The sequence below is a fragment of the Brenneria alni genome, assembly GCF_003666245.1.
In the GTDB taxonomy this organism is placed as follows: Bacteria; Pseudomonadota; Gammaproteobacteria; order Enterobacterales; family Enterobacteriaceae; genus Brenneria; species Brenneria alni.
In genome coordinates this window covers 19,262-42,118 of sequence record NZ_MJLZ01000027.1, presented here as the reverse complement: position 1 = coordinate 42,118, position 22,857 = coordinate 19,262, and the positions used below count along the sequence as shown (strand labels likewise).

Genomic DNA, 22,857 nt, shown 5'->3' with positions numbered 1-22,857 from the left:
GACAGTCCTTATCAGCTTTGTGAGGAACGGGAAGTAAAGGGGCGGCAAATCAGCGTCATGGCTATTGCGCTGCACAATGGCGCCGCCGCCAGCAGCAGCCAGGGGATCGCCGCTTGCGGCGACGGTGTCAGCGCCCGGTCGAGCTGCCCGCCGAGCAGGAAATTGCCGACCAGTACCGCCACGCCGCCCATCGATGCCAGCGCGCCGTAATGAGCGCCCAGATTGTGGTTGTTGGCGAAACGGGGAACCAAATCCATGCCTACCGGGACAATCAACATCTGCCCCAGCGTCAGCAGCGTAATGAGCGAAACGGCTGGCAGCAGGCGCTGCCAACCTTCCGGCGGCGTGGTGTGGGCGAACAGGGCCACACTGATGAAAGACAATGCCAGCAGCGCAAACCCCAGCGGCAGCATACGGGCCGCGCCGTGACGGCGGGCAAAACGCGCCAGCGGCAGTTGTAGGAAAATCACCAGCAGCGAAGCCAGCACAAACAGCGGGCCGAGGTCTTTTTCATCGCCTCCGGCGCGGCGCAGTTCGACCGGCAACGCCAGATAGAGCTGGTTGTAGCTGAACAAATAGGCGCTATAGGCAATGATAAACGCTACAAAGCGAGGCTGGCGGAATGTCTGCCACCACGGCGCGATGCGCAGCGCAGCATGATGACGCGGGGAGGCGGGCAGGCTGAAAAACAGGATGAACAGCGCCAGTAAAAACACACTGGCGCCAGCGAGCGCCACGCGCTGAAAACCGTATCCCACCAGCAGCGATCCCAGCAACGGCCCCAGCACCGCCCCCAATTCGCCGCAAATGGCAAACAGCGCGAACCATTCCGAACGGCTGCGTTTGCCTGCTTCCTCGCTGTGCGTACCGGCCTGCGCCATCAGCGCTTCAATGGCGGGCGAGAATAGCGCGCCGCCAATGCCGGTCAGACAGGCGCCGAGAATAATCGGCCACAGGGTATCGCCCAGCGCCAGCAGCAGGTAGCCGATGATCCGCACCACGCAGCCGCACAAAATCACGCCGCGTGCGCCAAAGCGATCGGCCAGCGCGCCGCCGACCAGAAACATGCCCTGCTGTGAAAAAGTTCTCAGGCCGATAACCAGCCCGATCGCCCAGCCGGAAAGCAACATATCGTCACGCAGGAAAATGGCCAGAAAGGGCACCACGGCATAGAAGCCAATATTGAAAACCAACTGGCTGCCCAGGAGTAACGGCGGGTAAGGCCGCAATGTACGGTCATGAGTGGGGTCTGACATAGAATTATCCATTAATTCAAATATGCCCTTCATCTTTCAAGTTGCAGCGATAGGGGCTGCGCGTTGAAATCCATTGAGCGTCGTTAAAGAAGGAATAGCCTGTAATAACCGTTGAGTGTGTATATGGTGCGGCGATGCCAGCACGTCAGCTGTTGGGCGATCTTCGATAATCCGTCCATCGTCCATGACCAGCATTCGTTCGCACAAACCGGCGATCGTTGAGATATCGTGCGACGCCATCAGCAATCCCATATTATTTTGCGCTGTCACCTGCTGTAGCAGGGTTTTTATTTGCTCTCGCAGCGGTAAATCCAGCCCGCTGGTGGGTTCGTCAGCCAGTAAAAAATCGGGACGCGTCACCAGCGCACGGGCTATCGCCACCCGTTGGGCCTGTCCGCCCGACAGCAAGCTGGCAGGCCTTGCCAATAAGCTGACGCTCAGGCCGACCTGATCCATCACGTCTCGCACGCATAATGAAATATTTTCGCCGCATCTCAAGCGTTTCAGGGGTTCCGCAATCAATGCGGCGACACACTGACGAGGATCCAGCGAGCCAGCCGGTTCCTGCGGTATGTACTGTACACGGCGGCGATACCATAACAGTGAACGTACTGAACCGGGCCGCACCAATTGGCCGTCGCAGTGTATCGTGCCGTTATCCGGCGTGTCCAATGCCAGCAGGGTTTTCAGCAACGTGGATTTACCGCAGCCGGAGGCGCCAACCAGACCAACGCATTCACCGCGTTGCAGGTTCAGTGACAGGTCGAGAAAAATGGCGCTGGCGGGATCGGCTTTTTGCCACGGGAAACGTGGTCGCTGGCGGTAAAGACTGACTCGCTCCATGCTCAGAAAAGGCGTTGATACGGCGTGCAGGCGGTGACTCATCCGGCGAGCGCTCCAACGGCGGACAGTAACAGGCTGGCATGGCGAGCCGACTTAACCAGGTTGCGGGTATACGGGTGCCGGGGAGCATTCAGTAATTGCAACATGTTGCCGGACTCAATCAAGCGGCCATTTTCCAATACCAGTCCACGCTGACAAAGCTGCGCCGCAACGGCGATATCATGAGTAATGAATAACAACGCGGGAGCTTTGGGTGTCGCACACTTTGCCTGTAACACCTGCAAAACGTGCTGTTGAGTAATAACATCAAGCGCGGTGGTCGGCTCATCGGCAACCAGCAAACGGGTGCGTCCCAGCAGCGCGAGTGTGATACAGATACGCTGGCGTTGACCGCCGGATAGCTCGGATGGAAAACGTTGTTGCAGATTGGGAATATCACCCAGCCCCATCTTTTCCAGCAGCATCGTGAGTTCATCCTGCGATGATGCGCCCAATGCCAGCGACAACTGTTTACCCAGCGTCATAAGCGGGTTGAGCGCGGTGGCGGAGTCCTGAAAAACCGCAGACACCCGCGCAGAAACTGGTCGGGCAAGGGCATTCAGATGCGTCACATCTTCACCGTTGACCCAAATTTTCCCACTTATCCGGCCGCCTGCCAGCGGCGTACCGATAACCATTTTGGCGGTTAACGATTTACCGGAACCGGAGGCGCCGATCAGACAAACTTTTTCCCCAGCACACAGGCTAAAGGTGAGGTTGCTGATTTTGATATCCGCACCGATGGACAGGCTAAGATTATCCACCGCTAATACGGTATCTGCCGGTTTGCCGCTGTTTGTCATTATCGTTGCACTGCGTTGTAGTGTTTTGTTATGTGATAACATAACAAATTGAAGCGAGATAATGCAAAGGAAATGTTTGGTGACGCGGTGGCGTTAACCTATTCCCGTCTTCTTCCTCCCCCAGCTTTAAACCGATGTCCAGGAATGGGGGTATCTCTGTTGATACCGATCGGCAAATTGCCGTTGCCAACCCGATGGCGCTGGCGTTGGTTTCCCTGTTCATCCCGCGTGGCCGGGGCGGGCAAGTAGGTTAGCCCACCATAATATATCTTTCCCTCACTGAAAATATATTGACCGCTTTATTATAAAGCGGGATGTGAAATTAATTTAGAATGAATTATTCGCTACCTATTAGATTGCTTATAATCTTTGTTAATATTATTTTTTTATTACAATCATGTTTTTGTTATATAAAATTAACTATTTAAATTATCCGTTCGACAATAAAAAACGCTTGTTTTTTATGCCGAAAGATGGAATATTTATTTTGCCATTTTTTGTTTTTCGTTTATTTACTTTCATAATGCGGAGAAAAGAAAAATGCTTTTTGCCAAATCTTTTTTTAAAGGAAACAGGATGTCCTCTTTTTTAACTGTAAGAAAAGTCATTTATACCACGCTGTTACTCAGTCTTTCCCAATACAGCTTTGCCAGTCCGCTAAGTACTTTGTCTGACGTTAAAAGCGTACTGGACAGAGGCCAGCGAATCAATCTGACGATAGATTTAACACAGTGCTCCAACCCGGACACCGGCGCCACTGGCACCATGAAAGGCGGTCTGCTGGTTAATTCCTATCTGATCAGGCCGGATGGTTCTCTGGCTTTTTCTGACACCCGTCAGACGGTGAGTAATGAAAAACCGGTGGCGCAAATTCTGCGCTATCGGTCGAAAGATGAACATACGATAACGTTTACAATGCATTTATTTTCACTGCCTGATTGGAAACCTTCCGGTAATCCCGTGCAATATGATTGCGTGATTAATCAGGGCATCATATTTTACTTGCGTGGCTGATACTGCGCTACGCACGCCACGCCTTTGTCGTGGCGTTTTATTTTCATCTCTATTCCGTTATCCGCACGCTATTCACCCGGTGTTTGTATAAATAACTGCAACGGGCACAGACGCATATGTTGCAGCACTCTGGTTTACCAGCTATTCCCGGCGGTTGTTTAATTCAGCATCAGGGGAATTCCCAGATATCCAATTTAATCCGACAAAGATTATCATGCCGCCATCGATAAGTTCTTATTATGCTCTTGCGCCTTTATGGCGCACAGTTGCCCACTGATTGTGCGCGTCTGCTTCGACAGGAAAATAAAAACAATAAAAATCAATTCATTAAAAATTGGTACGGGCTTTGCTAGTTTGAATTCATTCTTGTATACAAGTTGGAATTCAAATTATGACATCAGTGATTGGACTCACACTCTATGAGTGGCAGCACTATTATCAGCAAGACCCGCAGGCAATTTACCTAACGCTGGAAACGCATCTGGCAACCCTTTCAACCGACGATAATGCCTGGATTTATCTGGCGACGCCCGCACAGCTACGTGCGCAGATCGAACCCCTGCTGGCGCGTTATCATGAAAATCCGGCGGCGCTTCCGCTGTTCGGTGTGCCTTTCGCGGTTAAAGACAACATTGATGTGGCTGGCTGGCCGACCAGCGCCGCCTGTCCGGCATTAACCTATCTGGCGCAGACAGATGCGACGGCGGTGGCAAAACTGAAAGCGGCAGGCGCGGTGGTCATCGGCAAAACCAATCTTGACCAGTACGCCACCGGTCTGGTCGGGACGCGCTCGCCGTTCGGGGCGGTCAGCAACACCTTTAATGCTGAATATGTCAGCGGTGGTTCAAGTTCCGGTTCCGCCTCCGTGTTGGCACGCGGGTTAGTGGGTTTTTCGCTGGGTACGGATACGGCAGGTTCTGGCCGCGTACCGGCGGGTTTTAACAACATTGTTGGCCTGAAACCAACCAAAGGCTGGCTATCTGCCAGCGGCGTCGTGCCTGCCTGCCGCCTGAATGACACCATTTCGGTGTTTGCCTTAACGGTTGAAGACGCGTTCACTGTCGCTGACATTGCTGGCGGCTACGATGCTGCCGATGCCTACTCACGCGCCAATCCAGCTCTGGCGCCAGCCACGTTACCTGACGCGCCGCATTTCGCCGTGCCCGCCAATCCGGTTTTTTTTGACGACAAGCGGGCGCAGCAGGCGTGGGAAAAGGCATTAGCGGCGCTGGAAGCGGGCGGCGCGACGCTGCAACCTATTGATTTCAGTCTGTTCCAGCAGCTTGCTGAACAACTCTATTATGGTCCGTGGGTGGCTGAACGGACAGTAGCGGTCGGCGAGATGCTGCAACACCCGGACAACATGGATCCGGTGGTGTATGGCATTGTTGCCAGCGGTGAGCGCTACAGTGCGGTTGATGCCTTTAAGGCCGAATACCTGCGTGCCGGGTTGACACGGCAGATTCAGCAGACACTCAGTCAGTTCGATGCGCTGGTGGTGCCGACCTCGCCGACCATTCGCACCATCGAAGAGATGAAGCAGGAGCCGGTAAGCTATAACTCGCAATTTGGGACTTACACCAACTTCACCAACCTGGCGGATCTGGCGGCGCTGGCGCTGCCCGGCCCGTGGCGCGAAGATGGCCTGCCTGCCGGTATCACGCTGATTGCGCCAGCCTGGCATGACCGCGCACTGGCCGCTTTTGGCGTGCGCTGGCAATCGCAACTGGCATTAAGCCTGGGGGCGACCGGTAAGGATCAGCCCGCTTGCCGCCTGCCGCTGCCTGTTTCACCCCTGCATGTTCGTGTGGCGGTGGTTGGCGCACATCTGACGGGGATGCCGCTTAACCATCAGCTAACCCGCCGCGATGCGGTATGGGTGGAAGAGACCACAACGGCGGCCTGCTATCGCCTCTACGCGCTGGCTAACACCCAGCCCGCCAAACCCGGTCTGGTCAGAACGGATAGCGGAGCGGCCATTGCGGTTGAACTATGGGATATCCCACTGGCCCGATTTGGCGAATTCGTCGCGGAAATTCCGGCTCCGCTGGGAATCGGGACGCTGGAATTGGCCGATGGCCGACGGGTGAAAGGATTTATTTGCGAACCGGCCGCGTTGAGTGACGCGGTGGACATTACCGGGTTTGGCGGCTGGCGTAACTGGCTTGCCCGTCAGGAGGATGCTCATGTTTAACACCGTACTGATTGCTAACCGTGGTGAGATTGCCTGTCGCGCAATGCGGACGTTAAAACGTTTGGGCATTACCAGCGTGGCGGTTTACTCCGATGCCGATAAAAACGCGCAACACGTCAAAGATGCGGATATCGCTATTGCGATCGGCGGCGAGAAGGCCAGCGACAGCTATCTGTGTATTGACAAGATCCTGGATGCCGCCAGACAGTCCGGGGCGCAGGCGGTGTGGCCGGGCTACGGGTTCCTGTCGGAAAGTTTGCCCTTTGCCGATGCCTGCGAAAAAGCCGGTATTGTTTTTGTTGGCCCTACCGCGCAGCAGATTGGCGAGTTCGGTCTGAAACACCGGGCCCGAGAGCTGGCCGCCAGTGCGGGGGTGCCGATGACGCCAGGCACCGCGCTGCTGTCTTCACTGGAAGAGGCGCTGGCGTCGGCGGAAGAGATTGGTTATCCGGTCATGTTGAAAAGCACCGCCGGGGGCGGCGGTATTGGCCTGACGCGCTGTGCTGACGCGCTGGCGCTGCGTACCGCCTGGGAAAGCGTGCGCCGTCTGGGCGAACAGTTTTTCAGCGATGCCGGTGTATTCCTCGAACGTTGCATCGATCGCGCGCGCCACGTGGAAGTACAAATCTTCGGTGACGGTAAAGGTAACGTGATCGCGCTGGGTGAGCGTGACTGTTCGCTGCAACGCCGCAACCAGAAAGTGGTGGAGGAGACACCCGCCCCCAACCTGCCGGAAAGCACGCGCGCCGCCTTGCTGGCATCGGCGGTAAAGCTAGGGGAACTGGTCAGCTATCGCAGCGCCGGGACGGTGGAATATATCTACGATGCCGGGCGTGACGAATTCTTTTTTCTGGAAGTGAATACCCGGTTGCAGGTGGAGCATCCGGTGACCGAGTGTGTGACCGGTCTTGATTTGGTGGAGTGCATGTTGCGCGTCGCCGCCGACGAGCCGCTGGACTGGGCGCGGCTGGCGCAGGCCCCGCAAGGGGCGTCCATCGAAGTGCGTATTTACGCCGAAGATCCGCTGAAAAACTTTCAGCCAAGCCCCGGCGTGCTGACGGAAGTCCGTTTCCCGGAGAATGTGCGCGTTGACGGCTGGATCGATACCGGTACTGAGGTATCGGCGTATTACGACCCGATGGTGGCCAAGCTGATTGTTCACGCGCCGACCCGCGAGCGGGCGCTGGCGAAAATGCAGCAGGCGCTGAATGAAACGCGGCTGCACGGCATTGCCACCAATCTTGACTATCTGCGTCAGATTGTCGCCACCGACGCTTTCCGGCAAGGCAATGTCTGGACTCGGATGCTCGACGGCTTCACGCCCGCCGCGCCGGTTATCGAGGTGATTCAGCCGGGAACCTGGAGCGGCGTGCAGGATTATCCTGGGCGTCTTGGGTATTGGGATATTGGCGTGCCGCCGTCCGGGCCGATGGATGATTTCGCTTTTCGGCTGGCGAACCGCATTGTGGGTAACGCTGAAGAAGCCGCAGGGCTGGAATTCACGTTACAAGGCCCGACGCTGCGCTTCCACAGCGAGGCGCTGATTGCGCTGACCGGGGCGGATTGTCCGGCCAATCTCGATGGCGAGCCGATCGCTTACTGGCAGCCGGTGGCCGTGCAAGCGGGGCAGACGCTGACGCTGGGACGGGCGCAGTCAGGCTGCCGTACTTATCTGGCGGTGCGCAACGGTATCGATGTACCGCAATACCTCGGCAGCCGCTCGACCTTTGCCCTCGGGCAGTTCGGCGGTCACGCCGGGCGCACGTTGCGTGTGGCGGATATGCTGGCGATTTCCCAACCGCAACTGGCGGCCTGCACCACCGCCGCGCCGGTCAGCCAGCCGCAGGCGATCGATCCTTCGCTGGTGCCGACCTATGCCGACGAATGGCGGATTGGCGTACTTTACGGGCCGCACGGCGCGCCGGATTTTTTCACCCCTGAATCGATTGACGAGTTCTTTGCCAGCGAATGGCGGGTCCACTACAACGCTAACCGCCTCGGCGTCCGTCTTGTCGGGCCGAAACCCGCCTGGACCCGTGCCAACGGGGGGGAGGCGGGGCTGCATCCCTCCAATGTGCATGATTGTGAATACGCCATTGGCGCGGTGAACTTTACCGGCGATTCGCCGGTTATCCTCACCCGTGATGGCCCCAGTCTGGGGGGCTTCGTCTGTCCGGTTACTATCGCCAAAGCCGAGTTGTGGAAAGTCGGTCAGGTGAAACCGGGTGATCGCCTTCGTTTTCATCCTATCAGCTTTGACGAAGCGCTGGCGCTGGAGAAAGCCCAGGATACGGCGATAAAAACCTTAACCACCGCCCCTGCGCCAACCTTTGACGCGCCGTCACTGGCGGCAACCGAACAGGGTTCCGCTACTGTGCTGGCGGCCATCAAGGCCACCACCCGCACGCCGACCGCCATTTACCGTCAGGCGGGCGATAACTATATCCTGATTGAGTACGGCGATAACGTTCTGGATCTGGCGTTACGTTTGCGTGTGCATCTGTTGATGAACGCCATTCGTGAAGCAAATCAGCCCGGCATTGAAGAGTTGTCACCCGGTGTGCGCTCGTTACAGATCCGTTATGACAGCCTGATCATCGGCCAGCAACAACTGATGTCGCTGCTGTTGAATCTGGAGCAAAATCTTGGTGATGTCAGCCGGATGAAAGTGGCGTCGCGCATTGTGCATCTGCCGATGGCCTTTGAAGACAGCGCGACGCTGGGGGCGGTGGCGCGTTATCAGGAGACGGTGCGCGCCAGCGCCCCCTGGCTGCCCAACAACGTTGATTTTATTCAACGCATTAATGGACTGCCAACGCGTGAAGCGGTGCGCGATATCATTTTCGACGCCAGCTATTTGATCCTCGGTCTTGGCGACGTCTATCTCGGCGCGCCTTGCGCGGTGCCGATCGATCCACGCCATCGTCTGCTCAGTTCCAAATATAACCCGGCCCGCACCGTTACTGCCGAGGGTACGGTGGGTATCGGCGGTATGTATATGTGTATCTACGGCATGGATTCACCGGGCGGCTACCAACTGGTGGGCCGTACCCTGCCTATCTGGAACAAATTCCTGAAGAACGATCAGTTCGCCGCTGATGAACCCTGGCTGCTGCGCTTTTTCGACCAGGTGCGTTTTTATCCGGTGAGCGAAGCCGAACTGAATGTGCTGCGCGACGATTTTCGTGAAGGGCGCGCCACTATTGCTATTGAAGAAACCGAATTTGATTTCGCCGCCTATAGCGATTTTCTCGAGCGGCACGCGGCGTCTATCGCCGGGTTCCGTCAGCGTCAGTCCACGGCGTTTGATGCCGAAGTGGCGCGATGGCAGCAAGAGGAACAAGAGGTCTCCCCGGTTGATGAGATGGCCCCGCCCCCGGCAGAACCGGACGAGCGCGCCTTTCAGGTGAGCGCCGATATGAATGGCAACATCTGGAAAGTGCTGGTGCAGCCCGGTGATGAGGTGGCGCAGGGCCAGCCGCTGATTATTGTTGAAGCGATGAAAATGGAACTGACGATCCCTGCGCCGCGATCGGGCCGGGTGAAGCGGATAGGGTGTCAGCCCGGTCGCCCGGTAAGCCCAGGCGATCCGCTGCTGTGGCTGGAGGAGTAAGAATGCTAACAGAGATGCGCAAGAAACGCGGGAAAGGCCGCCCGGAAGCGCTGGCTGAACGGGTCTATCAGACGCTTAAAAACGATATTTTTGACTTCCGTCTGATGCCGGGCGATCGCTTTAGCGAGAGTGAAATCGCTGAACGTATGGATGTCAGCCGCACACCGGTACGTCAGGCGCTGTTCTGGCTTGAGCGGGAAGGATATGTGGAGGTCTATTTTCGCAGCGGCTGGCAGGTGAGGCCGTTCGATTTTGAATATTTCGAGGAGCTATATGACTTTCGCATCGTGTTGGAGCGCGAAGCGGTGCGCCGCCTGTGTGGGATGCCACCGGAGCGTTGTGCCGAGCTGTTAGCCGATTTGAAAGCGTTCTGGATCGATGCGCCCCCCCTTGAGGATGGCAAAACGGTGTCGCGCTATGACGAAGCGTTTCATATCACCCTGGTGGAAATGACTGGAAATAGTGAAATGGCGCGGGTTCACAGCCAATTGACAGAAAAAATCCGCATTATCCGCCGTCTTGATTTCACCCGCGAGGATCGTATCGCGGCGACCTATAGCGAACACGCCGGTATTTTGCTGGCGGTATTACAACAAAAAACCGAGGAGGCGCAGCGTATCCTGACCGATCACATCTCCATGAGTAAGGCAGAAGTCAGAAAAATAACCTTGCATAGATTGCAGCAGGCAAGGCTTAAACCCGTTCCATCTGAATCATCATTCAATACTCTTTAAGGGCTCAGAGATGAAAAGACGTTCATTGTTAAAAGTATTTGCACTCTCCGCGACGGTCGTTGGTATGGGATTGGCATGGGGGGTGCAGGCGGCGGATACCATTAAAGTGGGCATTATGCATTCGCTATCCGGCACGATGGCGATTTCTGAAACGCCGCTGAAGGATGTGGCGTTAATGACCATTGATGAGATCAACGCCAAAGGTGGCGTATTGGGTAAAAAGCTGGAGCCGGTGGTGGTCGACCCCGCGTCCAACTGGCCGCTGTTTGCCGAAAAAGCCCGTCAGTTGCTGACGCAGGACAAGGCCGCCGTGGTGTTTGGCTGCTGGACTTCCGTATCACGCAAATCGGTGTTGCCGGTGTTTGAAGAACTCAACGGGCTGCTGTTTTATCCGGTGCAGTATGAAGGCGAAGAGATGTCGCCGAACGTGTTTTATACCGGCGCCGCGCCTAATCAGCAGGCCATTCCTGCGGTGGAATATCTGATGAGCGAAGATGGCGGGGCGGCGAAACGCTACTTCCTGTTGGGTACTGACTATGTTTATCCGCGTACCACCAATAAGATCCTGCGTGCCTTCCTGCACGCGAAAGGGATTCAGGACAAAGATATCGAGGAAGTGTATACGCCGTTTGGTCACAGCGACTATCAGACCATCGTCTCCGATATCAAGAAATTCTCCACCGGGGGAAAAACGGCGGTAGTGTCCACCATCAATGGCGACTCCAACGTCCCTTTCTACAAAGAACTGGCGAATCAGGGCATCAAAGCGACCGACGTACCGGTGGTTGCCTTCTCGGTGGGTGAAGAGGAATTGCGCGGGATTGATACCAAACCGCTGGTGGGGCACCTGGCGGCATGGAACTACTTTGAGTCGGTGGACAACCCGACTAACGCGGCGTTCGTGGCGGCTTACAAAGCCTATGCCAAAGCGCGCAATCTGCCGAATGCCGATACTGTGGTCACTAACGATCCGATGGAAGCCACCTATGTCGGTATTCATATGTGGGCCCAGGCGGTTGAAAAGGCAGGCACTACCGATGTGGATAAAGTTCGTGCTGCGATGGCCGGACAAACTTTCGCCGCGCCGGACGGCTTTACGCTGACGATGGACGCCACCAATCACCATCTGCACAAACCGGTCATGATTGGTGAAATCGAAGATAACGGGCAGTTCAACGTGGTATGGCAGACCGACCAGCCGGTACGCGCCTAGCCGTGGAGCCCGTATATCCCCGGTAATGATAAGAAAGCGGATCGCCCGGTGAAAACCGCCCAGTGATTTGCCTGTTTGGCGCTTTCTTGCTGGCTGTCTCTTATACACATATGCAGGGGTTCATGACGGGTTTTGCCGTTACCCGGCATAATTTAGCCGGAAGCCTGGGGGCACGGGGCGGGCGGCGATTGCGCCGCCCCGTGTCGGGCGCGTGCTACGACACAGCATAGAAATGGCGGCATTATCGCGCACGAAACTGTCTCTGCATCTGCATGAAAATGTGACTAAGAGACCGCTTGTCGGAGAGGGTAAGGGCGCGGCGTCAATCCTCACATCTCCCCCTCGTCCCTATCCGGGGAGGGGGCATAAATTCGATCTTACATAACAGGCATTGCGATGATTATTGCTCAATTCGGTAAGTTGTTTCTGTCGCTGTGCTTAGTGGCCCCGCTGGCGGCGCTGGCCGGTCCCGCCGCTGACTTTGTCGCGGCGAATCGTACCCAGCAGGCCAAAATGCTACAGCAGTGGGCGGTTGCGCCTGATATCGGGCGTTTGCCGTTACTCCAGGCATTACGCAATGAATCGGTGGTCGTCGATCAGAATAAACAGCCATTCAGTGAGGCGCAGGGCCGGTTAACGCCGATGGAAGGCGATGCGCAACCTGCCGGTACGCCTAAAAAACTGTTTATGAATAACCGCCTGCGGGTATTGATTGCGGCGGCGCTGGCTTCTCATCAATTGGTCAGCGACGACCGGGCAACCCGGTTAAATGCGGCGCGTAGGCTGCAAAGCGCCGGAGTTGCCGAACAACTGCCGCTGTTAATGCAGCGTCTTGCCGCCGAGCAAGACAGTGAGGTTCATACCGCGTTGACGATAGCGGTAGCCAATTTACAACTGAGCGACAGTCAGCCGCAGGTGCGCCTGAGCGCGGTGCAGCGGCTGGGTGAAACCGGCGATCCGCACATGCAGGCGCGCCTGCAACCGCTGACTCTGGCGCAAAATGAACCGGATGCCGGGGTACGCGCCGCCGCTGCCGAAAGCCTGAAGCAACTCAAACAGAGCCTGATTTTGGGCGATCTGCTGGGACAGGCGTTCACCGGGTTATCGCTTGGCTCTATCTTGTTGCTGGCGGCGCTGGGACTGGCGATCACCTATGGTTTGCTGGGCGTCATCAATATGGCGCACGGTGAAATGCTGATGCTGGGAGCCTATTCCACCTGGCTGGTCCAGTCGCTGTTTCAACGGTTTGCGCCGGAGTGGCTGGCCTACTATCCGCTACTGGCGTTACCGGCGGCGTTCTTTATCACCGCGGCGATTGGCATGGCGCTGGAACGCACCGTGATCCGTCATCTCTACGGGCGTCCGCTCGAAACGCTACTCGCCACCTGGGGCATTAGTCTGATGCTTATCCAACTGGTTCGTATGTTGTTTGGCACCCAGAATCTGGAGGTGTCCAATCCGGGCTGGCTGTCCGGCGGCATAACGGTGCTGCCAAATCTGGTGCTGCCTTATAACCGTATCGCGGTGATCCTGTTTGTGATGGGCGTACTGCTGCTCACCTGGCTGTTGTTGAATAAAACCCGGCTGGGGTTGAATGTGCGGGCGGTCACCCAAAACCGGGCGATGGCGGATTGCTGCGGTGTGCCGACCGGGCGCGTTGATATGCTGGCTTTCGGGCTGGGTTCCGGTATCGCCGGTCTGGGGGGCGTGGCGCTGTCGCAACTGGGTAATGTCGGGCCGGAACTGGGACAGGGCTACATCATTGATTCCTTTCTGGTGGTGGTGCTGGGCGGTGTCGGTCAATTGGCCGGTACGGTGGCGGCGGCATTTGGCTTGGGTATTGTTAATAAAGTGCTGGAGCCGCAGATCGGCGCCGTGCTGGGCAAGATCCTGATTCTGGTCTTGATCATCTTGTTTATTCAGAAACGGCCACAGGGACTGTTTGCATTCAAAGGGCGGGTGATTGACTGATGACACGACCAATAACGTTAACCGTCGCGCAAAAAGCACCGCGACTGACGATCAGTATCGGTCTGATCGTTCTGCTGGCGCTGCTGATACTGCCGTTTCTGGCGCTTCTACCAGCCGATAACCCGCTGGCGCTTTCCACCTATACGCTGACGCTGGTTGGCAAGATCCTCTGCTATGCCATTGTCGCCGTGGCACTGGATCTGGTGTGGGGATATGCCGGATTACTGTCGCTGGGTCACGGTCTGTTCTTCGCGCTGGGGGGATATGCTATGGGCATGTACCTGATGCGGCAGGTAGCCGGGGAGGGGCTGCCCGCCTTTATGTCGTTCCTGTCGTGGAATGAACTGCCGTGGTTCTGGGCCGGCACGCAATATTTTATCTGGGCGCTGTGTCTGGTGGTGCTGGTGCCGGGATTACTGGCACTGGTCTTTGGCTGGTTCGCCTTTCGTTCCAAAATCAAAGGCGTCTATTTTTCCATTATGACGCAGGCGCTAACCTACGCCGGTATGTTGCTGTTTTTCCGCAATGAAACGGGTTTTGGCGGCAACAACGGCTTTACCGGATTCACCACGTTACTCGGCTTTCAGATAACCGCCACGGGTACGCGCATTGGCTTATTCATTGCCACCGTACTGTTGCTGATTATCAGCCTGGCCATTGGCTTTGCGCTGGCGCGCAGCAAGTTTGGCCGGGTACTGACGGCGGTGCGTGATGCGGAAAACCGGCTGATGTTTTGCGGCTATGATCCGAAAGGTTTCAAGCTATTCGTCTGGACGCTGTCTGCGGTGTTGTGTGGGCTGGCGGGGGCGCTGTATGTGCCGCAGGTGGGCATCATCAACCCCGGCGAAATGTCGCCGACCAACTCCATTGAAGCGGCTATCTGGGTGGCGCTGGGGGGCCGCGGTACGCTGGTGGGGCCGCTGCTCGGCGCCGGGATTGTCAACGGCGCCAAAAGCTGGTTCACCGTGGCATTCCCGGAATATTGGCTGTTCTTTCTCGGTCTGATGTTTATTTTGGTCACGCTGTTTCTGCCGCGTGGCGTTATCGGACTGATTCATCGGAGGAAGCATGACTGAGCCACTGTTTACTCAGCCGCATCCATCGGATCGTCATCGCCATCAGACCGATCCGGTACTGCAACTCAACCAGATTAATGTCAGTTTTGACGGCTTTCGCGCCCTGACGGATTTGTCGTTGCAGATAGGGGTTGGCGAACTCCGCTGTGTGATTGGCCCTAACGGGGCGGGTAAAACCACCCTGATGGACGTGATTACCGGTAAAACGCGCCCGGACAGCGGCAAGGTGTTTTACGATCAGGACACCGATCTCACCACGCTTTCTCCGGTGGAGATTGCCCGTGCCGGCGTGGGACGAAAATTCCAGAAACCGACGGTTTTTGAAGCCTTGACGGTTTTTGAGAACCTCGAAATCGCCTTAAAAACGGATAAGTCGGTGTGGGCCTGTTTGCACGCCAGACTCAGCGGCGAGCAGAACGATCGCATCATTGAGGTGTTGGAACTGCTGCGTTTAAGAGACGAGCGTCATCGCCTGGCCGGGCTACTGTCGCACGGACAAAAACAGTTTCTGGAGATTGGCATGTTGCTGGTGCAGGAACCGCATCTGTTACTGCTGGACGAACCGGCGGCGGGCATGACCGACGCCGAAACCGAATACACCGCCGAACTGTTTCGCCGTCTGGCGGGAAAACATTCGCTGATGGTGGTGGAGCACGATATGGGCTTTGTTGAAACCATTGCCGATCATGTCACGGTGTTGCATCAGGGGCAGGTGCTGGCGGAAGGCTCGCTGCGTGAAGTGCAGGCCAACGAGCAGGTTATTGACGTTTACTTGGGGCGCTGAATGTTACAGATATCCGAACTTAATCAATACTACGGCGGCAGCCATATTCTGCGCGGCTTATCGTTCGAGGCCAGTCCTGGGGAAATTACCTGCCTGCTGGGCCGTAACGGCGTAGGTAAAACCACCTTGCTAAAGTGTCTGATGGGCTTGATCCCGGCAAAATCGGGCACCATCCGCTGGCAAGACAAGGTGATTAATCACCGTAAGCCGCACCAGCGGGTGCAGGCCGGGATTGCCTATGTCCCGCAGGGGCGGGAAATCTTTCCGCGCTTAACCGTGGAGGAAAATCTGCTGCTGGGGTTGTCGCGTTTTTCCGGCGCCCAGGCGAAGCGCGTCCCGGATGAGATCTACCGGCTTTTCCCGGTGCTGGAAGAGATGAAGCAACGCCGGGGCGGCGATCTGTCCGGCGGTCAGCAACAGCAGTTAGCCATAGGCCGTGCGCTGGCGGGTAAACCGCAGCTTTTGATTCTGGACGAACCAACCGAAGGGATCCAGCCTTCGGTGATCAAAGAAATCGGCGCCGTCATCCGCCAGTTGGCCCAGCGCGGCGATATGGCGATTTTGCTGGTGGAACAGTTTTATGACTTTGCCGCCGAGTTGGCCGACAGCTATCTGGTGATGTCGCGCGGTGAAATTGTGCAACGTGGCTGCGGCGAGGATATGGAGAAAGACGGCGTGCGCGGCCTGGTGGCGATTTAAAGCAGACGGCTTTACTCCGGCTCTGGCCTGAATGATTCAGGGTGGCCAATGCGGCGGCAGTGACTTGTCGTACAAATACCTGTCGCCCTGAGCGCCACTAAATTAATGTTTGGTCTGTAATCACCGAAACCGCATTTTGTTTATGTGACCACTTACGTGCATGTGCAATTTTCTGCTCATCAATGAACGAAACCTCATTTTCCGGCATGATAATCTCTTCACCCGTAAAAGTGGTGTATCGTTCATCGCCATGTGTAAACGCCACTTCGAGGCCAACTTGATATTCTTTGTTGCGAGATCGGATACCTTGGCTTGAGCATCTATTCCATCGATGGCAATGCAGCATACATGCAGTTCAGGGAAGAGGGAGGTCAGCTTTTCCTGGTATATGATAGTGGTAAGCATAATCAGAATAACCCTTTTTTCTTAAGCTGCATCTCGGTAAGTTCACTGATAATTAGCTCATAAATTTTGCGTATAAATGCTTCATCGCCGTTGTTATTAGCGGCTAATTGACTCACTCTGCCAAGCACCGCCTCGACTCGGTTCTTTGCCGTTACTGCGTCTACGCTATTTTCCTTTAAATCAGCAATGGATAATGCCACGTGCATCCTTTTTACCAATAAGGTCACGAGTTGCGTATCTAATGCATTGATTTCATTTCTAAGGTCTTCGAGTGTGGCTTTAATGGCGGTCATCTAACTCTCCATGCAGTAGTTGATTGAATCTTTTAAATTTTGCTTTATGTGAATCCGGTGCGGTGAGATTAAAAACGATAGCGTTTTTTCCAGTTGTTGAGTGTGTTCTCTTTGATATCTAGCTCCTGTGCCATACGGGCAACAGACTTACCGCTTTCGAGCAGCAATGCAACGGCTCTGCGCTTGAACTCTGGAGTATATTGTTGTCTTGCCATAGTGACCTCGCTTTCGTTGATTGATTTGAAAACAAGGTGGGCGCTAAATCAAGGACAGATCATGTGTGTTTAATGGTGAATAAGATGTAAGAGTGACTTGAAGAGCGCGATTGATCGCGTACAGTGAGGGGGCAGGATGTTGGCCTTTACTTGCTCGCATCACCAATGTCGCTTTGTGACGATACATCAATAATTATTCACATTGAGGAAAGCATGGATAATTTTCAAAAAGATATAGAGGAGAGAACGAATCTCACTTCTGCTAACAAGTTTGAACTTTTATTGTTCCGGTTGGGGTCTGCACCAAATGAAGAACAATCTGAGTTGTTCGGCATCAATGTGTTTAAAGTGCGCGAAATCGTTCCGATGCAATCGTTGACCAAAGCTGCGGGTATGACATCGCCCATGCTTGGTATGGTTAATATTCGCGGGCAGATCATTCCCGTCATTGATCTCCCCGCCATAGCCGGTTGTGTGCCAGACACCGGGCTTAACATTCTGCTGGTGACGGAATATGCGCGGAGTACTCAGGCATTCGCGGTGGAATCTGTTGACGACATTGCCCGTCTTGACTGGAGCCAGGTGCTGGCCGCCGAGTCTGGTATCGGCAGCAGCTATATCACCAGTATTGCTCGCCTTGACAACGATAAAACGAGTAACCGTCTGGCCCTGGTGCTGGATGTTGAACAGATTCTGCATGACATCATCCCGGTGGATCGTGATGTTCAGATAGAGAACATGGAAGCGAAGGCTTTTCATCTGCAACCGGGGGCGGTGGCCATTGTGGCGGAAGATTCAAAAGTTGCCCGTTCGCTGCTTGAACAGGGGCTGAAGATGATGGATATTCCAGCCGTTATGCATATAACCGGACAAGAAGCCTGGAATAAAATACAGATGATGGCGCAAGAGGCGAAAGCAGAGGGCAGGCCGATTTCGGACAAGATCGCCTTTGTGCTGACCGATTTGGAAATGCCTGAGATGGATGGCTTCACCCTGACACGGAATATTAAACGCGACGATTTTCTGAAAAATATTCCCGTCATTATCCACTCTTCGCTGTCAGGCAGCGCAAATGAAGAGCATGTCCGCAAAGTGGGGGCCGATGCTTATGTAGCAAAATTCGAAATTAACGAATTGGCGACGGCTATCCACCATGCGCTTGATGGAGCCAAACCGGCTCATTCCCGGTGATCCCCCATTTTCTTTCAGTGGCCCCTGCCTGTTCGATTCCGCGATGCGGCAAGGGGCCGACAACTCCCCCGGATATTCAGTAACTCCAATGACGGCATCCATCGGGCTATCCCTCTCTGCGCATAAGGTGCGCCAGTACGAAAATCGCGCCAACTCCGGCGGTAATGATACCGATAGGCAGCTCCTGAGGGGCCAGCAGACAGCGGCTCAATAAGTCGCCGCCAGACATCAGCAGGGCGCCGAGTATCGCGACCAGCGGCAATAAACATCGGTGGCGGACACCAGATAGCGGCCTTGCCAGATGCGGCACCATCAGACCAATAAAGCCGATGACGCCGGTCAATGAGACGAAAAGCGCCGTGGCGAAAGCGCAACATAAAAACACTTCGATACGTAATACGGTGACGTTAACGCCCAGCGATACCGCGCTCTGTTCTCCGGCCAGCAAGGCATCCAGTGAGCGCCAGCGCAGCGCGACCAGCGCGCCCAGCAGCAATACGCCCGCCAGTGCAAAGCCGATATTGTCCCAGCGTGCCAGCCCCAGCCCGCCCAGCGACCAGAACAGGATAGAACTGGCCGCCCGCTGGTCGCCGGAGAACACCAGATAGTTGGTCAGGGCGCTGAACAGGAACGAGACGGCCAGACCGGACACCACCAACCGCGCTGCGCCGCGTGACCGCTGCTGCAAAAATAATAAAATTACCGCGACAGCCGACAGCACGCCGCCCACGAAGGCCGCGACTGGCAAAGCCCAGTCCCCCAGCCGTTCACCCAGACGGGTAATCACCGCCACCGCCCCGGCGGAAGCCCCGGAAGAGAGGCCAAATAAAAAGGGATCGGCCAAATCGTTGCGGGTGGCCGTCTGCAACAAGGCGCCGACCATTGCCAGCCCGGCGCCCGTCAACATTGCCAGCAAACTGCGTGGCAGACGAACTTCCAGAACGATGCGCTCGACCATAGGTCTGACTTCACCGGCCTGTAACCCCAGCGCCACCAGAACCTCGTCGGGATGTAATGTGGTGCTGCCAAACACCACATTGGCGATCCCCGCCAGTAACAATGCCAGCACTGCTGCCGCGATGATCAGCGGAAATCGGTAACGGCTTTCGTTCATCGAAAAACATCCGGATACAGTGCATGAGCCAGCCGGTCGATGGCATCTATGTTCGCGGGGCCGGGGGTAAGCTGCGCATATTGCAACTTAAGATAACGGCGATTGACTACCGCTGGCGTGTACTTCATCAACGGATGGTTTTCAAGAAACGTCTGTAACCCATCGGCGCCGCTTCCGGTCTGGTAATCCAGCAGGATAATCAGGTCTGGTTCAGCGGTCGCCACACTTTCCCAGGAGGTGGTGCCCCAACTGATATCCAGCGTGTCCATCACGTTGCGTCCTCCCGCCGCGGCGATCAACGCGGTCGGCATGGCATAACGGCCACTGGTAAAGGGTTTATCTTCGCCGGAATCGTAGACGAACACCTTTAATGGCGGACGCTGACCGATTTTTTCCCGAATGGCGGCGAGCTGCTTTTTCCAGCCGTCAATCAGCGATTCCGCCTGTTCCGCTTTGCCGAAAATTTTTCCCAGCTTCAGTATATCGCCGTACAGAAGTTCCATACTGGCGGTCTGTTTTTGCTTGCCAATCTGCGCGCAGCTTTCACTCAATACCAGCGTCGGTATTTGATAGCGGGCCAGCGATTGCGGCGTCACCTCACCCCCCACTTTCATGCCATAGTTCCAGCCGGCAAAAAAGAAATCGGGATCGACCGCCAGCAGATTTTCCAGTGTGGGATATTTAGCGGCCAATTCCGGGATGCTGCCACGCTGGCGGGTAAACTCCGCTGTCGCTTTATACCAGCCGCTGATGCCGGTCACGCCACGGATATGAGATTGCAGCCCCAATGCAAATGCCATTTCTGTCATGTTCAAGTCATGGATAACCGCTCGTTGCGGCGCTTGAGTAAAGGTAAGCGGCTGCTCGCAACTGTACACGGTGACCGGGAAATCCGATGCCTGCGCCGATATTGCCGATAGCGCCAGAAAACCACCAAATAAAACATTTTTCATTGTAATCCTCTTAAAAAGGGTTTTATTAACGGAATGCTGGCTCGAAAACCCGTAACGGTTGCCCGGTTGAGGGGTGGTGCACGGTAAAACTCTGCATACCGAATACCGGTTCGAGACAAGACGAATTCAGCGCCCGTTCCGGTTTTTCACAACACACCAGATGCCCTTGTTGCAGCACCGCCACCTGATCGGCAAAGGATTCGATAAGCGTTAAATCATGCAGTACGGCAATGGTGGCGACACCCCGAGCCCGCACCAGCCGGAGTAGTTGCGCCCTGGCCAACGGATCGAGATGATTGGTTGGTTCATCCAGCAACAGCAGCCGGGGGGATTGCGCAAAGGCCCGCGCCAGACCGGCTCGTTGCAATTCACCGCCTGAGAGCGTACCCAGCCTGCGCTGGCGCAGCGCCTGCAAACCGGTGTCTGTGATCGCCTGATTAATGATCGCGGCATGTTGCTGCGCACTATGCTGTGCGTAATGGGGCAGTCGTCCCAGCCCGACATATTCGATGACAGTCAGCCGCAAGTCGGGCGTGTCGTTTTGCGACAGCAGCGCGAGGTTCTGCGCCCGTACTTGCCGGGAAAGCTGGCTGACAGGCCGCCCCTCAAGCAACAGTTGTCCCGACGTGAGCGCGATTTCGCCAATGATGGTTCTCAGCAGGGTAGATTTACCGCTGCCGTTGGGGCCAATCACCGCCAGACACTGATGATCGTCCAGCGTCAAGGTGATGCCCTTGATCAGCGACGGCAGGCCATGCGCGCCAGCGGTCATCCCCTGTAGCTGGAGCAAAGGAGCATTCTTCATTGTTTCTGACCTCTTCCCCATTGGGTTCATTTCGGGACACCGGATGATACGCGGTGCAGTATGTTATCCGACAGCGTTACCCGTCATCAGTCCCACTATCTCACCTTCATCCAGTTTGTCTCGCGGCAAATCAGCCACGATACGCCCCTCATACATCACCAGACAGCGATCGACCAGCACCTGCAACTCGGCCAGATCGGTGGAGTAGATCAACACCGCACCGCCATTATCCACAAAATGATTAATTGCCTGATATATGATTTCCTTGGTGCCGACATCCACCCCGCGAGTGGGATCATACAGCAGCAGAGTACTGGCACCGGTGAGCAGGGCGCGGGCAATCAGCGCTTTCTGCTGGTTTCCGCCGGAGAGATTGCTGATTTTGAAATGCAGATAACGCTCCCCCAGCTCTACCTGTGGCGCGACGCTATTGATGGCTTTTTTTTCTTTGTCCCGACGGATCAGTCCGAGCTGGCTAAAACGGTGCAACATGGATTGCGTAATATTGGCCCCGGCTGACATCGTGGGGAAAATACCCTCGCTTTTACGATCTTCCGGCACAAAGGCGATACCGCCATGTTTACGCAGCGCATCACGGGGGTTACGTAATATCACTTCCTGATCGTGCAGCAGCATCTGCCCGCCGCTATGGCGCATCAGACCGGCCAGGGTGCGAAACAGTTCCCGCTGCCCCTGACCTTCCAGACCGGCCACGCCCAGAATTTCTCCCCGCCGGAGCTGAAAAGAGACGTCGCTGAAGTTGTGGCCGCTCAGATCGTTGGCCACCAGCGTGGCGCTTTTCTGACGCAATGACGCACTGTGCTGACGCTCCTGTTGTTGTGTCGAACGGCGTCCTACCATCATTTCGAAGATGTCGGCGTTGCTCACTTGGTTCAGATCCACTGTGGAGATGGTTTTACCGCTGCGCAATACCGTGGCGTGGCTGGCGATTTCCCGGATTTCCGCCAGCCGATGGGAGATGTAGAGCACCGACGTACCCCTGGCGGTGAGGCGGCGCACCAGACGAAACAGCCAGTCGACATCTGCGAGGGCGCCGGTAGGTTCATCCAGAATCAGCAGTTTGGGGTGATAATGCATGGCGCGCACGATTTCAATCCGCTGGCGGGCGGCCAGAGACAGGGTATCGACGCTGGCATGGGGAGAGATGTCCTGTACCTCGTGATCGGCCAGAATCGCTGCGGCGCGGCGCGCCATCTGCGCCGGCGAGGTTAACATGACCTGCTGTTTCAGGGAGTGCGGCAAAAAGAAATTCTGGGCGACGCTGAGATTCGGCAACAGGCTGAGTTCCTGAAACGCCGTACTGACGCCGATGTGGCGGGCCTGAAGCAAGGAACGTGGTGCATAGGCTTCCCCCTCCAGCGTCATGGCGCCGGTATTGGGCGTCACCACCCCTGAGAGAATTTTCACCAGCGTGGATTTTCCAGCGCCGTTTTCCCCCAGAATGGCTTGCACCTGTCCGGGTTCGATAGTCAAAGAAACGCTTTCGAGCGCCACGGTGGCGCCATAGGACTTGGACACCGAAGAAAGGTGCATCCCTTCCGACATAGATTGCGATAGTGATGGTTGCATGGCCTGCGCTCTCCGCGCCCGATGGCGGTCAGCCATCGGGACGCACTGGTGA

At 55.9% G+C, this 22,857-nt stretch carries 18 protein-coding genes and 2 pseudogenes; 11 read left to right on the top strand and 9 right to left on the bottom strand.

What is annotated here, in order from left to right:
- Positions 1 to 11: 11 nt before the first annotated feature.
- From BIY29_RS12785 to BIY29_RS12775, 3 genes are read right to left on the bottom strand one after another with little or no spacing between them, the layout of a single operon-like run.
- Entirely contained in the window at positions 12 to 1,256 is a 1,245-nt protein-coding gene (locus BIY29_RS12785) for an MDR family MFS transporter (protein WP_121575496.1), read from the bottom strand.
- A 36-nt stretch (positions 1,257 to 1,292) separates the two neighbouring features.
- Entirely contained in the window at positions 1,293 to 2,141 is an 849-nt protein-coding gene (locus BIY29_RS12780) for an ABC transporter ATP-binding protein (protein ID WP_121575495.1), read from the bottom strand.
- Positions 2,138 to 2,941, bottom strand: a complete 804-nt coding sequence (locus BIY29_RS12775; RefSeq protein WP_205680341.1) for an ATP-binding cassette domain-containing protein — start codon at positions 2,939 to 2,941, stop codon at positions 2,138 to 2,140. The genes BIY29_RS12780 and BIY29_RS12775 overlap by 4 nt, the downstream gene beginning before the upstream one ends.
- Before the next feature lie 146 nt (positions 2,942 to 3,087).
- On the opposite strand from BIY29_RS12775, the pseudogene BIY29_RS21005 reads away from it, so the two are divergent.
- The 10 genes and pseudogenes from BIY29_RS21005 to urtE form a co-directional block, all read left to right on the top strand.
- Positions 3,088 to 3,180: pseudogene (locus tag BIY29_RS21005) on the top strand (hypothetical protein); the annotation flags it as partial.
- A 337-nt stretch (positions 3,181 to 3,517) separates the two neighbouring features.
- A complete protein-coding gene (locus BIY29_RS12765) occupies positions 3,518 to 3,955 on the top strand; it encodes a VirK family protein (RefSeq protein ID WP_170158934.1) in 438 nt (145 codons plus the stop codon).
- Positions 3,956 to 4,346: 391 nt separating this feature from the next.
- Positions 4,347 to 6,149 (top strand): allophanate hydrolase, encoded by a 1,803-nt coding sequence (gene atzF / locus BIY29_RS12760; protein WP_121575493.1) that lies wholly within the window; start codon positions 4,347 to 4,349, stop codon positions 6,147 to 6,149.
- Positions 6,142 to 9,762 (top strand): urea carboxylase, encoded by a 3,621-nt coding sequence (gene uca / locus BIY29_RS12755; RefSeq protein WP_121575492.1) that lies wholly within the window; start codon positions 6,142 to 6,144, stop codon positions 9,760 to 9,762. The genes atzF and uca overlap by 8 nt, the downstream gene beginning before the upstream one ends.
- Positions 9,763 to 9,764: 2 nt before the next feature.
- Complete coding sequence (locus BIY29_RS12750) at positions 9,765 to 10,496, top strand: GntR family transcriptional regulator (RefSeq protein WP_240630131.1); 732 nt, start codon at positions 9,765 to 9,767, stop codon at positions 10,494 to 10,496.
- Between the two features lie 10 nt (positions 10,497 to 10,506).
- Positions 10,507 to 11,706, top strand: a pseudogene (gene urtA, locus BIY29_RS12745) (urea ABC transporter substrate-binding protein); the annotation flags it as partial.
- 399 nt (positions 11,707 to 12,105) lie between these two features.
- Positions 12,106 to 13,680 carry an urea ABC transporter permease subunit UrtB gene (urtB, locus tag BIY29_RS12740; protein WP_121575491.1) on the top strand — a complete coding sequence of 525 codons (1,575 nt, stop codon included), beginning with the start codon at positions 12,106 to 12,108 and terminating at the stop codon, positions 13,678 to 13,680.
- Positions 13,680 to 14,756: an urea ABC transporter permease subunit UrtC gene (urtC, locus tag BIY29_RS12735; RefSeq protein WP_121575490.1), complete on the top strand. Its 1,077-nt coding sequence runs from the start codon at positions 13,680 to 13,682 to the stop codon at positions 14,754 to 14,756. The genes urtB and urtC overlap by 1 nt, the downstream gene beginning before the upstream one ends.
- Positions 14,749 to 15,540 carry an urea ABC transporter ATP-binding protein UrtD gene (gene urtD, locus BIY29_RS12730; RefSeq protein ID WP_121575489.1) on the top strand — a complete coding sequence of 264 codons (792 nt, stop codon included), beginning with the start codon at positions 14,749 to 14,751 and terminating at the stop codon, positions 15,538 to 15,540. Before urtC ends, urtD begins: the two co-directional genes overlap by 8 nt.
- Complete coding sequence (gene urtE, locus BIY29_RS12725) at positions 15,541 to 16,239, top strand: urea ABC transporter ATP-binding subunit UrtE (protein WP_121575488.1); 699 nt, start codon at positions 15,541 to 15,543, stop codon at positions 16,237 to 16,239. It begins immediately after the preceding gene.
- A gap of 407 nt (positions 16,240 to 16,646) precedes the next feature.
- On the opposite strand, the gene BIY29_RS12715 is transcribed toward urtE, so the two are convergent.
- Positions 16,647 to 16,937 (bottom strand): chorismate mutase, encoded by a 291-nt coding sequence (locus BIY29_RS12715; protein ID WP_121575486.1) that lies wholly within the window; start codon positions 16,935 to 16,937, stop codon positions 16,647 to 16,649.
- Between the two features lie 68 nt (positions 16,938 to 17,005).
- A complete protein-coding gene (locus BIY29_RS12710) occupies positions 17,006 to 17,152 on the bottom strand; it encodes a transposase (protein WP_121575485.1) in 147 nt (48 codons plus the stop codon).
- A gap of 213 nt (positions 17,153 to 17,365) precedes the next feature.
- On the opposite strand from BIY29_RS12710, the gene BIY29_RS12705 reads away from it, so the two are divergent.
- Positions 17,366 to 18,343 carry a chemotaxis protein gene (locus BIY29_RS12705; RefSeq protein WP_121575484.1) on the top strand — a complete coding sequence of 326 codons (978 nt, stop codon included), beginning with the start codon at positions 17,366 to 17,368 and terminating at the stop codon, positions 18,341 to 18,343.
- A 106-nt stretch (positions 18,344 to 18,449) separates the two neighbouring features.
- Here BIY29_RS12705 and BIY29_RS12700 read toward each other — a convergent pair whose 3' ends face one another.
- The 4 genes from BIY29_RS12700 to BIY29_RS12685 form a co-directional block, all read right to left on the bottom strand.
- Complete coding sequence (locus BIY29_RS12700) at positions 18,450 to 19,457, bottom strand: FecCD family ABC transporter permease (RefSeq protein ID WP_121575483.1); 1,008 nt, start codon at positions 19,455 to 19,457, stop codon at positions 18,450 to 18,452.
- Positions 19,454 to 20,410, bottom strand: a complete 957-nt coding sequence (locus BIY29_RS12695; RefSeq protein WP_121575482.1) for an ABC transporter substrate-binding protein — start codon at positions 20,408 to 20,410, stop codon at positions 19,454 to 19,456. Before BIY29_RS12695 ends, BIY29_RS12700 begins: the two co-directional genes overlap by 4 nt.
- Positions 20,411 to 20,435: 25 nt before the next feature.
- Positions 20,436 to 21,215 (bottom strand): ABC transporter ATP-binding protein, encoded by a 780-nt coding sequence (locus tag BIY29_RS12690; protein ID WP_121575481.1) that lies wholly within the window; start codon positions 21,213 to 21,215, stop codon positions 20,436 to 20,438.
- Positions 21,216 to 21,278: 63 nt separating this feature from the next.
- On the bottom strand, positions 21,279 to 22,805 hold the full coding sequence (locus BIY29_RS12685; protein ID WP_170158933.1) for a sugar ABC transporter ATP-binding protein: 1,527 nt from the start codon (positions 22,803 to 22,805) through the stop codon (positions 21,279 to 21,281).
- Between the last annotated feature and the right edge of the window lie 52 nt (positions 22,806 to 22,857).